The sequence below is a fragment of the Pseudomonas sp. HMSC076A11 genome (genome assembly GCF_001810205.1).
GTDB lineage: Bacteria > Pseudomonadota > Gammaproteobacteria > Pseudomonadales > Pseudomonadaceae > Pseudomonas > Pseudomonas aeruginosa.
Genome location: NZ_KV800315.1, coordinates 285,022 through 298,316 on the forward strand (window position 1 = coordinate 285,022; position 13,295 = coordinate 298,316).

At 66.5% G+C, this 13,295-nt stretch carries 14 protein-coding genes; 7 read left to right on the plus strand and 7 right to left on the minus strand.

Going from position 1 to position 13,295, the window contains the following annotated elements; all coding sequences use genetic code 11:
• The first annotated feature begins 47 nt into the window (after positions 1–47).
• From HMPREF2716_RS22025 to nudC, 3 genes are read left to right on the plus strand one after another with little or no spacing between them, the layout of a single operon-like run.
• Positions 48–860, plus strand: coding sequence for a crotonase/enoyl-CoA hydratase family protein (locus tag HMPREF2716_RS22025; RefSeq protein ID WP_003087972.1), 813 nt, complete (start codon positions 48–50; stop codon positions 858–860).
• A 39-nt stretch (positions 861–899) separates the two neighbouring features.
• Positions 900–2,588, plus strand: coding sequence for a type IV pilus/biofilm regulator FimL (gene fimL / locus HMPREF2716_RS22030; protein ID WP_003098159.1), 1,689 nt, complete (start codon positions 900–902; stop codon positions 2,586–2,588).
• Positions 2,588–3,424, plus strand: a complete 837-nt coding sequence (nudC, locus tag HMPREF2716_RS22035) for an NAD(+) diphosphatase (protein ID WP_003113595.1) — start codon at positions 2,588–2,590, stop codon at positions 3,422–3,424. The genes fimL and nudC overlap by 1 nt, the downstream gene beginning before the upstream one ends.
• Here the strand turns inward: nudC and HMPREF2716_RS22040 are convergent.
• A complete protein-coding gene (locus tag HMPREF2716_RS22040) occupies positions 3,392–4,171 on the minus strand; it encodes a TSUP family transporter (protein WP_009876259.1) in 780 nt (259 codons plus the stop codon). The genes nudC and HMPREF2716_RS22040 overlap by 33 nt on opposite strands.
• Before the next feature lie 100 nt (positions 4,172–4,271).
• Between HMPREF2716_RS22040 and HMPREF2716_RS22045 the strand changes: the two genes are divergently transcribed.
• Positions 4,272–4,916 (plus strand): hypothetical protein, encoded by a 645-nt coding sequence (locus tag HMPREF2716_RS22045; RefSeq protein ID WP_003113597.1) that lies wholly within the window; start codon positions 4,272–4,274, stop codon positions 4,914–4,916.
• On the opposite strand, the gene HMPREF2716_RS22050 is transcribed toward HMPREF2716_RS22045, so the two are convergent.
• The gene (locus HMPREF2716_RS22050) at positions 4,913–5,818 is read right to left on the minus strand and encodes a LysR family transcriptional regulator (protein WP_023518570.1); all 906 of its coding nucleotides are present in this window, start codon (positions 5,816–5,818) and stop codon (positions 4,913–4,915) included. The two genes, HMPREF2716_RS22045 and HMPREF2716_RS22050, sit on opposite strands and share 4 nt — an antisense overlap.
• 131 nt (positions 5,819–5,949) lie before the next feature.
• Between HMPREF2716_RS22050 and HMPREF2716_RS22055 the strand changes: the two genes are divergently transcribed.
• On the plus strand, positions 5,950–6,711 hold the full coding sequence (locus tag HMPREF2716_RS22055; protein ID WP_023089041.1) for an SDR family NAD(P)-dependent oxidoreductase: 762 nt from the start codon (positions 5,950–5,952) through the stop codon (positions 6,709–6,711).
• Positions 6,712–6,871: 160 nt separating this feature from the next.
• On the opposite strand, the gene HMPREF2716_RS22060 is transcribed toward HMPREF2716_RS22055, so the two are convergent.
• The 4 genes from HMPREF2716_RS22060 to HMPREF2716_RS22075 all read right to left on the minus strand — a co-directional run bounded on the left by HMPREF2716_RS22060 (position 6,872) and on the right by HMPREF2716_RS22075 (position 10,077).
• Positions 6,872–7,639, minus strand: a complete 768-nt coding sequence (locus HMPREF2716_RS22060) for an SDR family oxidoreductase (protein WP_003087987.1) — start codon at positions 7,637–7,639, stop codon at positions 6,872–6,874.
• A 24-nt stretch (positions 7,640–7,663) separates the two neighbouring features.
• Complete coding sequence (locus tag HMPREF2716_RS22065; protein WP_003098170.1) at positions 7,664–8,734, minus strand: phosphotransferase family protein; 1,071 nt, start codon at positions 8,732–8,734, stop codon at positions 7,664–7,666.
• Between the two features lie 257 nt (positions 8,735–8,991).
• Positions 8,992–9,306: an SCP2 sterol-binding domain-containing protein gene (locus HMPREF2716_RS22070; RefSeq protein ID WP_003087993.1), complete on the minus strand. Its 315-nt coding sequence runs from the start codon at positions 9,304–9,306 to the stop codon at positions 8,992–8,994.
• Between the two features lie 60 nt (positions 9,307–9,366).
• Entirely contained in the window at positions 9,367–10,077 is a 711-nt protein-coding gene (locus HMPREF2716_RS22075) for a histidine phosphatase family protein (RefSeq protein ID WP_003098172.1), read from the minus strand.
• A 233-nt stretch (positions 10,078–10,310) separates the two neighbouring features.
• On the opposite strand from HMPREF2716_RS22075, the gene sohB reads away from it, so the two are divergent.
• Positions 10,311–11,336 (plus strand): protease SohB, encoded by a 1,026-nt coding sequence (sohB, locus tag HMPREF2716_RS22080; RefSeq protein ID WP_003087997.1) that lies wholly within the window; start codon positions 10,311–10,313, stop codon positions 11,334–11,336.
• A gap of 58 nt (positions 11,337–11,394) precedes the next feature.
• Positions 11,395–12,387 (plus strand): YhdH/YhfP family quinone oxidoreductase, encoded by a 993-nt coding sequence (locus HMPREF2716_RS22085; RefSeq protein WP_003087998.1) that lies wholly within the window; start codon positions 11,395–11,397, stop codon positions 12,385–12,387.
• On the opposite strand, the gene HMPREF2716_RS22090 is transcribed toward HMPREF2716_RS22085, so the two are convergent.
• Entirely contained in the window at positions 12,374–13,249 is an 876-nt protein-coding gene (locus HMPREF2716_RS22090; protein ID WP_003117684.1) for an alpha/beta hydrolase family protein, read from the minus strand. The two genes, HMPREF2716_RS22085 and HMPREF2716_RS22090, sit on opposite strands and share 14 nt — an antisense overlap.
• Positions 13,250–13,295: the final 46 nt, after the last annotated feature.

Genomic DNA, 13,295 nt, shown 5'->3' on the forward strand with positions numbered 1-13,295 from the left:
AATCTCTGCGTTCTGACAGCGCAGTTGCTCTGCCGAGGACTATCGCCGTGACCGAGTACAACGCATTCCGTGTGGAGCTGGCAGACAAGATCGCCCACGTCCAGATCAACCGTCCGGACAAGATCAATGCCATGAACCAGGACTTCTGGCGCGAGATCATCGAGATCTTCCGCTGGGTCGACGATACCGACGAAGTGCGGGTGGTCGTGCTGTCCGGGGCGGGCAAGCATTTTTCCTCGGGGATCGACCTGATGCTGCTGGCCCAGGTCGGCAGCCAACTGGGCAAGGACGTCGGCCGCAACGCCGACGCCCTGCGTCGCAAGATTCTCGAGCTGCAGGCCTCGTTCAACGCGGTCGACAACTGCCGCAAGCCGGTGCTCGCGGCGATCCAGGGCTACTGCCTGGGCGGCGCCATCGACCTGGTCTCGGCCTGCGACATGCGCTACTCGACCGCCGACGCGCAGTTCTCGATCAAGGAGATCGACATCGGCATGGCCGCCGACGTCGGCACCCTGCAGCGCCTGCCGCGGATCATCGGCGATGGCATGATGCGCGAGCTGGCCTACACCGGGCGCATGGTCGACGGCGAAGAGGCACGGAGCATCGGCCTGGTCAATCGTACCTACGCGGACCAGGCCGCATTGATGGATGGGGTCTTCGAACTGGCGCGGCAGATCGCCGCGAAGTCGCCGATCGCCATCCGTGGTACCAAGGAAATGATCCGCTATATGCGCGACCACCGGGTCGACGACGGCCTCGAGTACGTCGCTACCTGGAACGCCGCCATGCTCCAGTCCGCCGACCTGCGGGTGGCGATGGCCGCGCATATGGCCAAGCAGAAGCCGGAATTCGCTGATTGATGCCGTTGTATATTCTTGCGCGGGAGGCGCACTAGACCGATGGTCACAGGAGCCACGTCCCTCAGTCTGGTGCGCGACGAGTTGTTCGCCACCATGGAACAGGCCGAACAGGGTCTTGAGCAGTTCATTGCCGAGCGGCAGAACGGCAGCCTGCTGCAGCACGCCGTCGAATGCCTGCAACAGATCCGCGGCACCCTCAACCTGATCGAGCTGGCCGGCGCCGAGCTGCTGGCCCAGGAAGCCCTGCAGCTGGCGACCGACATTCCCACCGGCGTCAGCGAGGAGCGCGACGGCCAGCTGGCAGCCCTGGGCAACGCCCTGTACGTGCTGCGCCGCTACCTGGAGAACGTCGAGGCCAATCGCCAGGAGATCCCCGAGCTGCTCTTGCCGGCGATCAACGAAGTGCGCTGTGCCGCAGGGCAGCCGGCGCTGCCGGAAAGCTTCTTCTTCAGCGCCCGCCTGGATATCCCGCGGCCGCCGAGCACTGCCATCGACCACCTGCCTTCCGAAGCCGAACTGGGCGAGGAAAGCCGGCGGATGCGCCACATGTACCAGATCGGCCTGCTCGGCCTGATCCGCGAACAGAACCTCTATCCCAGCCTCAAGCTGATGGGCCGCGCGCTGGCGCGCCTCGACAGCCTGCACGGCGGGGTGGCCCGTTCGCGGCTGTGCTGGATCGGCGCCGCGGCGATCGAGTCGATCGTCGATGGCCAACTGTTGCCGCGCAAGTCGCGCAAGCAACTGTTCTCGCGCATCGACCGCGAGCTCAAGCAATTGCTGATCGGCCCGGCCTACGAGGCGCCGCGCCATCTGCTCAAGGAACTGCTTTACCTGGTGGCGCTGTCCGACGGCCAGGGCCCGCGTTCGCGCGAGGTCCGCGAACTGCATGGGCTGGCGCCGCTGCCGTTCACCGACCACCTGCTGGAAGAGGAATCGCAGCGCCTGTCCGGCCCCGGCCAGTCGGTGATGCGTTCGCTGTCCACGGCGATCCGCGAGGAACTCGCCGGGGTCAAGGACATGCTCGACCTGATCGAGCGCGGCGTGGCCCAGCCGGATAGCCTGACCAACCTGCATGCGCAACTGGGCAAGCTGAGCAAGACCCTCGGCATGGTCGGCCTGAACTCGGCCGGCACCGCCCTGCAGACCCAGCTACCCACCGTGGCCGCCTGGGCTGCCAGCGGCGTCGCCGATTCGCCGCCGGCGTTGCTGCGCCTGGCCGATGCGGTGCTCTACGTGGAAAGCATGGTCGGCAACCTCGAGCGCGGCGAGCGCCGCATCATCCGGCCGACTCCGGCGGAGCCCGGGCAGGAAGCCGATGCGTTCGCCGTGCACCAGTTGGCCGAGGCGCGCATCGTGGTGATCGAGGAGGCCAAGGCCGGCCTGGCCCTGGCCAAGCGTGCGATCACCGCGTACCTGGAATCCAATGGCGACAAGCTCAACCTGGCCAACGTCCCGGCCAGCCTGCAGGCGGTCCGGGGCGGTCTCTGGTTCCTCGGTCAGGAGCGCGCCGCGCTGCTGGTCGGCGGCTGCGCCGACTACATCCAGCAGCGCATGATCGAGACCGCGCAGATGCCTTCGGAACAGATGCTGGAAACCCTCGCCGACGCCCTGACCAGTCTCGAATACTATCTCGAGGGCGGTGCCGTGCTGCGTCCGCAGGGCCAGCCGGACGTCCTCGACCTGGCCAGCGCCAGCGTCAAGGCGCTCGGACTGCCGGTGGCCGCCTGATGGCCGGCGAGTTCCGCTGGCAGGCAGGTCGGCCGGCTACCGCCCAGGTCGGCGGCTGGGTGCTCGCGCACTGTCAGCAGCGCTTCCTCCAGGACGACAACGGCCTGCTGTTCCCCCGCGAATGGCTGAAGCGCCAGGAACTCCCGCTGCTCGCCGAACATGGGGTCGGCCATTGGCAGGGCGAGCCGGTTTACGTGCTGGAACTGGACGAGCCGATCGAGCTGCCGGGCATGGCCTGGGCGCCGTTGCGGCAGTTCATGCTGCACGGCGATTTCGATCAGTTCTGCATGCTCGGCTATGCCAGCCAGATCGGCATCTGGGCACGTCACAACCGGTTCTGCGGCAATTGCGGCACACGCATGCAGGCGCAGGACCACGAGCGGGTGATGCAGTGTCCGCAGTGCGGGCTGCACCAGTACCCGCGCCTGTCGCCGAGCATGATCGTCCTGGTGACCCGGGGCGACGAGGTGTTGCTGGCGCGTTCGCCGCGCTTCGTGCCGGGGGTCTACAGTACCCTGGCCGGCTTCGTCGAGGCCGGCGAGTCGGTGGAGCAGTGCGTGGTCCGCGAGGTGCGCGAAGAGGTCGGGGTGGAGGTCGCCAATCTCGAATACATCGGCAGCCAGAACTGGCCGTTCCCGCATTCGCTGATGCTCGGTTTCCACGCCGAGTACGTGTCCGGCGAGATCGTCCCGCAGGAAGACGAGATCGAGGACGCCCAGTGGTTCTCCCTCGATGCCTTGCCGCCGCTACCGGCGCAGCGCTCGATTGCCCGGCACCTGATCGACCTGTACCTGGCGCGCCGCTCAGGCGCCGCTGAACCAGTGCTGCCAGGCTAGCCGCGCGGTCAGCGCCAGGACCACCAGGATGAACACCGGGCGAATGAACTTCGCCCCGCCGCCGATGGCGGTGCGCGCGCCGAAATAGGCGCCGACCATCAGCGACGCACCCATGCACAGGCCGAGCAACCAGATCACCTGGCCGGAGGCGACGAACACCGCCAGCGCCACTATGTTGCTGACGAAGTTCATGCTCCGCGCCACACCGCTGGCGCGGACCAGGTCCAGCGGGTACATGAGCAGCGAGCTGACGGTCCAGAACGCTCCGGTGCCCGGTCCCGCCACGCCGTCGTAGAAGCCCAGGACGAGGCCCTGCGGCCACTGGCGCTTGCGTCCGACCGGCGCATCGGCGTCCAGCGGCGCCTTCGGCGTGCCGCCGAAGAGCATGTAGAGGCCGCAGGTGAATACCACCACCGGGAGCATCCGGTTCAGCCACTCGGCGGGCAGCAGGTGAGCCGCCCAGGCGCCTATGGCGGCGCCGATCGCGGTGGCGAGCAGAGCGTTGCGCCACTTCCCGGGATGGAACAGCTTGCGCCGGTAGAAGGTGTAGCTGGCGGTCGCCGCACCGAAGGTCGAGCTTAGCTTGTTGGTACCCAGCGCCAGGTGCGGCGGGACCCCGGCGGTGAGCAGCGCAGGGATGGTCAACAGGCCGCCGCCGCCGGCGATGGCGTCGATGAAGCCGGCGAGAAAGGCCACCACGGCCAGGATGATCAGGGTGCTGGGGTCTATCGCGAGTTCGAAGGGCATGAAAAACCGGACCTGCTTCCAATCGGGAAACGGCCTCGCTGGCCGTCGGGAGGAGGGGTGCGCATAATGCCCGCAATTTCACGCAGAAGGAATCGCTTGCATGCAGTACGACGGTCTGGCCTGGGCATTCGCGTTACTGGCCTTGCTGGCCGCCCTGGTCGCGGGGCGCATCCTCTTCGAACGCACCTGGTTCCTCGGCTGGCTGCGCGGCACCTGCGGCTTGGCCTTCGTCGCCGTGGCGGCGCTGCTGCTGGTGCTCGCCTGGGACCTGCGCAGCTATTCGCTGCTCAAGCCCGAGCAGCCGATGGCCACCCTGAGCTTCCAGGCCGAAGGGCCGCAGCGCTACCGGGTGCTGATCCAGGAGGGCGCCAACGAGCGCAGCGTGGTGCTGGACGGCGAACTCTGGCAACTGGACGCGCGGATTTTCCGCTGGAAGGGGCTGGCCGCGTTGATCGGTCTGGCGCCGGGCTATCGCCTCGACGCGCTCAGCGGCCGCTTCCTGGCCCTCGAGCAGCAGTCCCGGGGCCGCCGCCTGGGCTTGTCGCAGAGTCCGCTGGGGGTCGATCTCTGGCGCTGGCTGCGGGCCGGCGAGCACGACCTGTTCCTGTTCGAGCCGCTGGCGGGGCGGGTGACTTTCCTGCCGATGGCGGACAAGGCGGTGTTCGCGGTGAACTACGGCGTCGCCGGGCTGCTTGCCGAGCCGATGAACCTGGCGGCCGAGGAGGCGCTCAGGGACTGGCGCTAGGCCATGCGAAAAGCCGGGGCGGCGGCGATCGCCTGGGCGGTTTCGCGAAAGCGTTCGATGAGTTCCGACGGCGTGCGGTAGGCCAGCGCCAGCCGATAGGGAATTCGCGCCCGCCGCCCTTGCAGGGGACGAAAGGTGACCCCCGGCGGGCGCAACGGTTGTAGCAGCGAAGGCACTAGCGCGACGCCGATGCCGCCGGCCACCAGCCCGGCGATGGTCTGCATCTGCCGCGCCTCCTGCACCACCTCCGGGACGAAGCCGGCTGCCGCGCAGGCGGCGACGATCAGGTCGTGCATGCCCGGCCCATAGTGCCGTGGAAACAGCAGCCAGGGTTCTCCGGCCAGTTGTTCCAGGCGCAGGCGCGCATGGCGTGCCAGCCGATGCCCTTCGGGCAATGCCACGCGCATGTCGCCGTCCACCAGTAGATGTGTGTACAGGCCGGGCTGGCAGTCGACCGGCAGAACGATCAGGCCGGCATCGATGCGGTCTTCGCGCAACGCCTCCAGTTGCCCTGCGGTGGTGTCTTCCTGGAGCTGGAAGTCCAGCGCGCCATGCTGTTGGCGGAACGCCTGGAGTATGCGCGGTAGCAGAATATTGATGGTGCTGTCGACGAACGCCAGGCGCAACGTTCTGCATCCGCTGGCGGCGCTGCGCGCGGCCGCCAGGGTGAGTTCGGCCTGGGCCAGGGTGCGCCGGGCTTCGTCGAGGAACGCGCGGCCCGCCGGCGTCAGGCGGTGGATACGGTTGTCACGCTCCAGCAGGCTGGCGCCGACTTCTTCTTCCAGCCGCCGGATCGCAGTGGTCAGCGGTGGCTGGGCCATGTGCAGGCGCTCAGCGGCGCGGCGGAAGCTCAGCTCCTCGGCAACCGCGACGAACTGGCGGAACTGGCGTAAGTCGGCCATTGCGATATCTCCCGGATATGGTGAGTTAAGAAAGACAGTATTGGATATATCGCGGCGGATCCGTCGAAAATCCATCCGTACGCTCGCTCTGGCCAGACGAGGCGTTCCATCCATTACAGAGGAAGCCCGTCATGCACACTCATTCTCCAATCCCCCGTACCGCCCTGGTCACCGGCGGCTCGTCGGGCATCGGCCTGGCCATCGCCCGGCGCCTTCGGCAACAGGGTTATCGGATCGCCCTGGTGGCCCGTGATTCCCAGCGCCTGCAACGCGCTGCCGCCGAGTTGGGCGGTGTGCCCTGGATGGCCGCCGATCTTTCCCGCCGCGAAGCTGTCGAGGCGGTGGCCGCCTGGGTTGGCGACACCTTCCAGGGGCTCGACGTGCTGGTGAACAACGCCGGGTTCACCCGAAAGATCGCCGCCACCACTCCGCTGGCTGAGGCCGAGCGGGAATGGGATGCGCTGCTGGACGGCAACCTGAAAAGCGCGTTCCTCATGTCGCTGGCGGTGTTGCCGCATTTCGCGGAAGAGGGCGGGCGGATCATCCATATCGGATCGATCGCTGCGCAGACCGGTAGCGGCAGTCCTGGTGCGCTGGGCTATGCGGCAGCCAAGGCCGGCCTGCATGGCTTCGGCGTGGCCCTGGCGCGGGAACTCGGTTCGCGCGGGATCACGGTGAACAGCGTGGCGCCGGGTTACATCGCCGACACCCGGTTCTTTCCCGGCGGCCTCGATCCGCAACGGGTCGCCGCCATCGTCGGCGAGACCCCGCTGGGCAGGACCGGCCGGGTCGAGGACATCGCCGTGGCGGTGGCCTGGCTGGCCTCGCCCGAGGCGGGGTTCGTCACCGGAACGGTGGTGTCGGTGAACGGTGGCTGGCGGGTCGGCAACTGAAGTGGAAGCGGCGGGTAACGCCTATGGGGGTACTCGTCCGGCTACCCGAGAACGCAGGTGAATAGCCGTGGGGCGCCTGTCCCGCGCTGGTGCGAGGCATTGGCAATCCTGAAATGAAAAGAGGGAGCCCTGGCTCCCTCTTCGCGCGTTCGCCGTTCCGTCAGGAAAGGAAGCCGCCGTCGACGTTCAGCGCCACGCCGGTGGTGTAGCTGGACGCTTCGCTAGCCAGGTAGAGCACGGCGCCTGCCATTTCGCTCGGCTCGGCCACGCGCTTGAGCGGGATGCGCTGCAGGGCGAGGTTGCGGATCGCGTCGTTCTTCACCAGCGCCGAAGCGAACTTGGTGTCGGTCAACCCTGGCAGGAGGGCGTTGCAGCGGATGCCGAACTGCGCGCATTCCTTGGCGAAGACCTTGGTCATGCTGATCACGGCGGCCTTGGTCACCGAGTAGATGCCCTGGAACTCGCCGGGCGATACGCCGTTGATCGAGGCCACGTTGATGATGCTGCCGCCGCCGTGTTCCTTCATCAGCTTGCCGCCCTCGATGGACATGAAGTAGTAGCCGCGGATGTTGACGTCGACGGTCTTCTGGAAGGCGCCGAGGTCGGTTTCCAGTACGTTGCAGAACTGCGGGTTGGTGGCGGCGTTGTTGACCAGGATGTCGAGGCGGCCGAACTGCTCGCGGATCTGTGCGAAGACGTTCTGGATCTGCTCCATCTCGCCGATGTGGCAGGCGATCGCGGTGGCCTTGCCGCCCTCCGCGGTGATCGCGTCGGCGACCGCCTGGCAGCCATCGATCTTGCGGCTCGAGACGATCACGTGGGCGCCTTGCTGGGCCAGCAGCTTGGCTATCGCCTCGCCGATGCCGCGGCTGGCGCCGGAAACGAAGGCGATCTTGCCGTCGAGGTCGAACAGGTGGGTCTTGGACATGGGCTATCCCCTTGTAGTGGTCGGTTACAGGCGGGAGCGCTCGATGGCCTGCAGGCTCATCTGCTCCAGCAGCTTGTTCATCTGCACGAACTGGGCGAAACGCTTGTCCTGGGTCTGCCCGTGGTAGTAGCGGTAGTAGATCTGCTGGACGATGCCGGCAAGACGGAACAGGCCATAGGTGTAGTAGAAGTCCAGGTTGTCGATCGGTGGGATCCCGGCCCGCTCGGCGTAGTAGTCGGCGAACTCCCGGCGGGTCAGCATGCCCGGCAGGTGGCTGGGCTGGCGGCGGGTCAGCTGCACCGGAGCCGGGTCGCCGGCTTCCACCCAGTAGGCGAGGGTATTGCCGAGGTCCATCAGCGGATCGCCGAGGGTGGCCAGTTCCCAGTCCAGCACGCCGATGATCTGCATCGGGTTTTCCGGGTCGAGGATCACGTTGTCGAAGCGGTAGTCGTTGTGCACGATGCCCGGCTTGTGGTGATCGGCCGGCTGCTTGTCCTTGAGCCAGGCCTTGACCGGTTCCCAGAGCGGCGCGTCGGGGGTCAGGGCCTTCTCGTAGCGGTCGGTCCAGCCGGCGATCTGGCGCTGCACGTAGCCGTCCGGGCGGCCCAGGTCGGCCAGTCCGCAGGCGGCGTAGTCGACGTTGTGCAGTTCGACGAACTTGTCGATGAAGCTCTTGCACAGGCTGCGGGTCTGTTGTTCGTCGAGATTCAGCTCAGGCGGCAGTTCGGCGCGCAGGATGATGCCCTTGACCCGTTCCATGACGTAGAACTCGGCGCCGATCACCGACTCGTCGGTGCAGTAGAGGTAGGCTTTCGGGCAGTAGGGGAAGCCTGCGTTCAACTGGTTCAGGATGCGGTATTCGCGGCCCATGTCGTGGGCCGACTTGGCCTTGTGGCCGAATGGCGGGCGACGCAGGACGAACTCCTGGCGCGGATACTCGATCAGGTAGGTCAGGTTGGACGCGCCACCGGGGAACTGGCTGATCTTCGGGGTGCCTTCGAGGCCGGGGATATGGGCTTTCAGGTACGGGTCGATGACGGCGGCGTCGAGTTCTTCGCCGGCGCGGATGCGAGTGGATTGGTCGGTCAGCGACATGGGGTTCCCTTCTCGTGGTGCCACGGCGGAGCCGCGGGAGCCGGTGCGCGCATCAGGCTGCGCAATGATGGTGACCGGCGATAATTGGCTAATCTAATGCCCTGTCCCGGCCCTCACAAGCCGCCGCCGGGCGTTATGGGCAAGCGTGTTGCCGCTCCATCACGGTCCCTGATCGTCGGCCTGGAGGAATGCCGGACGAAAAAAAACCGGAGCCGCGAGGGACTCCGGTTTTCCTTCTGGCATGGCGCCGGAAACGGTCAGACCGGGAACAGTTCGCCCAGCTTCATCGCCAGCATCATGTCGCCTTCGGCGCGCAGCTTGCCGGCCATGAAGGCCTGCATGCCGTCGGTCTCGCCGCTGGTGATGCCCTTCAGGGTTTCGCTGTCCATGATCAGGGTGACGTTGGGGTTCTCGGCGTCGCCCTGTACCACTTCGCAGGTACCGTCCTTGACGACCAGGTAGTGGTTGTCGCCGTCTTCGATGTTGAACTGGAACACCAGATCCAGGCCGGCGGCCGCGCTGGCGTTGAACTTGCTTTTCATGGTGGAGACGATGTCAGCAACGGTGGTCATGGGTTCTATTCCTTTCTTCTAGGGTTTTTTCGGCGACCGGAACGGTCGCGGTAGGCCGGCTCATCGATAGGTGATGAGTTCCGGCGCCTTCAACAGTTCCAGGTGCACGTGACTGTTGAAGGAAGCCAGGGACACTTCCTCGCCGCGGAATTTCAGGCGAGTCAGCGAGGTATTGACGATCTGCCAGTTCAGCTCGAAGGCCTTGAGCGGCGGAACGCCGACGATCAGCTGGAGCAGGGCGGTAATGGTACCGCCGGAGGTGAACACGGCGACCCTGTCCTTGCCGCTGGCCTGCGCCAGCAGACGACGAAGACCGTCATGGACCTTATCGAGGAATTCCTGCCAGCTTTCCAGCCCATCTTTCTCATGGTTGCCGGAAACCCAGCGCGCGATGATGGTGGAGAACAGGCGCTGGAACTCGGCCCGATGCTCGGCCGCATGGCGAAGGATGTGCAAGGCTTCCGGCTGCTCATCGAGCAGGTCCGGCAGGTGCGCGCGGATCACCGCGTCGGCTTCGAATTCGTTGAACGCCGGATCGACTTCCAGCTCCGGCGTGGCCAGCCCGGAGGACTCCAGGCGTTCGAGGGCGGCGCGGGCGGTGTGCTGCTGGCGGCGCAAGCCGCCGCTGAGGACGCGGTCGAAACGGACGCCGAGGTTCAGCAGGTGGTCGCCGAGGATTTCCGCCTGGCGGATGCCGGTCGGCGACAGCACGTCGTAGTCGTCGGCACCGAACGACGCCTGGCCATGTCGAATCAGGTAGATGCTGCCCACGGGCGGACCTCGGCGGGTGAAAGTTCCGCGAGGGGATGAGGATCACCCAGGGCTGTCAACGAAAAAACATACGCTTGTTTGAATGTCATTCGCTGCCTTTATCGGCTGCTCCGGGCGCGCCCTGCAAAGGCTCTCCAGGCAGTGGCATCGCTGGCCGCCCGTCGGTGGCCTGGGTATGCTTGCGCAATCGTGTCGCCCGTAGACGGGTGCGTCAACAGTAGAGAGGGGGTTGTGTGGAGTTCATTGCCGAATATGCGGGCTTTCTGGCCAGGACCGTGACCGTGCTGGCGGCGATCATCGTGGTGCTGGTGGTGATCGTCGCCCTGCGCGGCCGCGGCCGGCGCGGCGCAGGCGGGCACCTCGACGTGCAGAAGCTCAACGATTTCTACAAGGACCTGCGCGAGCGGGTCCGCCACAGCGTCCTCGACAAGGCCAGCCTCAAGGCCTTGCGCAAGGAGGAGAGCAAGGCGGCGAAGCAGGCGAAGAAACATCCTGAACAGAAGTCGCGGGTCTACGTACTCGATTTCGACGGCGACATCAAGGCCTCGGCTACCGAGCAACTGCGCCACGAAGTGACTGCGGTGCTGAGCATGGCGGGCAAGGACGACGAGGTGGTGCTGCGCCTGGAAAGCGGCGGTGGCATGGTCCATGGCTACGGCCTGGCGGCCTCGCAACTGGCGCGCATCCGCCAGGCCGGCGTGCCGCTGACCGTGTGCGTCGACAAGGTGGCGGCCAGCGGCGGCTACATGATGGCCTGCATCGGCGATCGGATCCTTTCCGCGCCCTTCGCCATCCTCGGCTCGATCGGCGTGGTGGCGCAGTTGCCCAACGTCCACCGGCTGTTGAAGAAGCACGATATTGACTTCGAGGTGCTTACCGCCGGCGAATACAAGCGTACGCTGACGGTATTCGGCGAGAACACCGAGAAGGGCCGGGAAAAGTTCCAGGAGGACCTGGAGGTGACCCACGAACTGTTCAAGAACTTCGTGGCCCACTACCGGCCGCAACTGAACATGGACGAGATCGCCACCGGCGAGGTCTGGCTGGGCCAGGCCGCACTGGGCAAGCTGCTGGTGGACGAACTCAAGACCAGCGACGAGTACCTGGCCGAGCAGGCCAGGGAGCGCGATGTCTACCAGGTGCAATTCGTCGAGCGCAAGAGCCTGCAGGAACGCGTCGGCCTGGCCGCCAGCGTGGTTATCGACCGCGTGCTGGTGACCTGGTGGGGGCGGCTCAACCAGCAGAAGTTCTGGCAATAGGCCGGCGCCGACAGGGACGAACACGCTGTCTTCAGGGTTTTCACGAGAGGAGGTCGAAATGGCTGTATTCAAGGCGTTGTGGGTGACGGAAGCGCCCCACGGCGTTTACGAAACGCAGGTGGTCGAGCGCGATACCGGCGACCTGCCGGCGGGCGACGTACTGATCCGCGTGCAGTATTCCTCGCTGAACTACAAGGATGCGCTGTCCGCCAGCGGCAACCGCGGGGTGACCCGCAAGTACCCGCATACCCCCGGCATCGATGCCGCCGGTGTGGTCGCCGAGTCCTCGGTGGCCGAGTTCGCGGCCGGCGACGAGGTGATCGTCACCGGCTACGACCTGGGCATGAACACCGCCGGCGGTTTCGGCCAGTACATCCGCGTGCCCGCGGCCTGGGTGATCAAGCGCCCGCAAGGCCTGAGCCTGCGCGAGGCGATGATCCTCGGCACCGCCGGCCTGACCGCGGCGCTCTGCGTCGAAAAGCTGGAGCGCAGCGGCCTGCGCCCCGACCATGGCTCGGTGCTGGTCACCGGCGCCAGCGGCGGGGTCGGCAGTATCGCCGTGGAACTGCTGGCCAAGCTCGGCTACACCGTGGCGGCCGCCACCGGCAAGCTGGAGCAGGCCGAGTTCCTCAACCGCCTGGGGGCCAAGCAGATCCTCGATCGCGCCACCGTGGCCGATGGCGTCGACAAGCCGTTGCTCAAGGAACAGTGGGCCGGCGCGGTGGACACCGTCGGCGGCGACATCCTCTTCAACGTGGTCAAGTCGTTGCAGTACGGCGGCAGCGTCGCCTGCTGCGGCCTGACCGCCGGCGCCGGCTTCAAGGCCTCGGTGCTGCCGTTCATCCTGCGCGGGGTCAACCTGCTCGGGGTGGACTCGGTGGAGCTGCCGCTGGTGGTCAAGGCATCCATGTGGGACAAGCTGTCGCTGCAATGGAAGCTCGACAACCTCGAAGAGGTGGCGCGCGAGATCGCCCTCGAAGAGCTGCCGGGGGCGATCAACCAGATCCTCGCCGGCAAGCTGGTCGGCCGGGTGCTGGTCAACCTCGGCTGAGGGCGTTGCCGGAGCCCAGCTCCGGCAACAGGTAGCCCGCCCATAGCGATTCGGCGAACTGCGGCCGGAAGAAGCCGAAATGGCCGATGTGGCGGGCGCCGATTTCCTCGGGAGCGATGCGCCAGGCGGTTTTCGGCGCTTCGCGGTAGAAGCCCAGCAGCGACTCGATGCTGCGTCGGGACATCATTTCATCGTCGGTGAACGACAGCGACACGATGGGCGTGCGTACGGCGGAGAAGGCGCGGCGGATGGCCTCGCCATCCGCGAGGGCGTACTGCGGATGCAGGCACCAGCGTCGCCATTGTTCGATCACCCCGCGCGGCAGGTCGCCGACCATGCCCAGGCGGCGCCCGGGAAAATAGCCGAGCAGCGGCGTCAGCAGGGGCGCGACGAGGTACCAGAACAACCAGACCTTGTTGCGCAACCGCGGGCTGTTTTCCTTCCAGTAGCCACTGCCGCTGGCGATGCTGAAGACCCTATCGATACGCTCGCGCCCTTCGACGAAGGGCAGGATCTGGCCGCCCAGGCTATGGCCGATCCAGTACAGGGGCTTGCTCCCGCTCTCGGCGAGCGCGGCGGCGAGCATGGCGCTGCAGTCATGACGGGCCCAGCCCAGCACATCGACCTCGAGACCGCGCAGCGAGCCGTTGCGCGATTGCCCCATGCCCAGGTAGTCGAAGGTGATGGCCAGGTAGCCGCGCTCTGCCAGCCAGGCGGCGAAGGGCGCGTAGAAGCGCTGTTCCACTCCCATCGCCGGGACGATCAGGAGATAGCCGCGCGGCTCCCCGGCAGGCCGGTACCAATGGCTGGCCAGCGGATGGCCGTTGCCGTTATCGATGAGGCGTGGTTGCGGAGGGTTCATGCCGGTCTCCGTGGTCTGCTCATGGCTTCGAGAATAGAGCTGGCCG

Bases quoted from the DNA above. Each gene is read 5' to 3' on its own strand.
- HMPREF2716_RS22070 (WP_003087993.1), bottom strand. From the start codon at position 9,306: ATGACCACCGTTGCTGACATCGTCTCCACCATGAAAAGCAAGTTCAAC.
- HMPREF2716_RS22090 (WP_003117684.1), bottom strand. From the start codon at position 13,249: ATGAACCCTCCGCAACCACGCCTCATCGATAACGGCAACGGCCATCCG.
- HMPREF2716_RS22040 (WP_009876259.1), bottom strand. From the start codon at position 4,171: ATGCCCTTCGAACTCGCGATAGACCCCAGCACCCTGATCATCCTGGCC.
- HMPREF2716_RS22060 (WP_003087987.1), bottom strand. From the start codon at position 7,639: ATGTCCAAGACCCACCTGTTCGACCTCGACGGCAAGATCGCCTTCGTT.
- HMPREF2716_RS22055 (WP_023089041.1), top strand. From the start codon at position 5,950: ATGCACACTCATTCTCCAATCCCCCGTACCGCCCTGGTCACCGGCGGC.
- fimL (WP_003098159.1), top strand. From the start codon at position 900: ATGGTCACAGGAGCCACGTCCCTCAGTCTGGTGCGCGACGAGTTGTTC.
- HMPREF2716_RS22065 (WP_003098170.1), bottom strand. From the start codon at position 8,734: ATGTCGCTGACCGACCAATCCACTCGCATCCGCGCCGGCGAAGAACTC.
- HMPREF2716_RS22045 (WP_003113597.1), top strand. From the start codon at position 4,272: ATGCAGTACGACGGTCTGGCCTGGGCATTCGCGTTACTGGCCTTGCTG.
- HMPREF2716_RS22050 (WP_023518570.1), bottom strand. From the start codon at position 5,818: ATGGCCGACTTACGCCAGTTCCGCCAGTTCGTCGCGGTTGCCGAGGAG.
- nudC (WP_003113595.1), top strand. From the start codon at position 2,588: ATGGCCGGCGAGTTCCGCTGGCAGGCAGGTCGGCCGGCTACCGCCCAG.
- HMPREF2716_RS22085 (WP_003087998.1), top strand. From the start codon at position 11,395: ATGGCTGTATTCAAGGCGTTGTGGGTGACGGAAGCGCCCCACGGCGTT.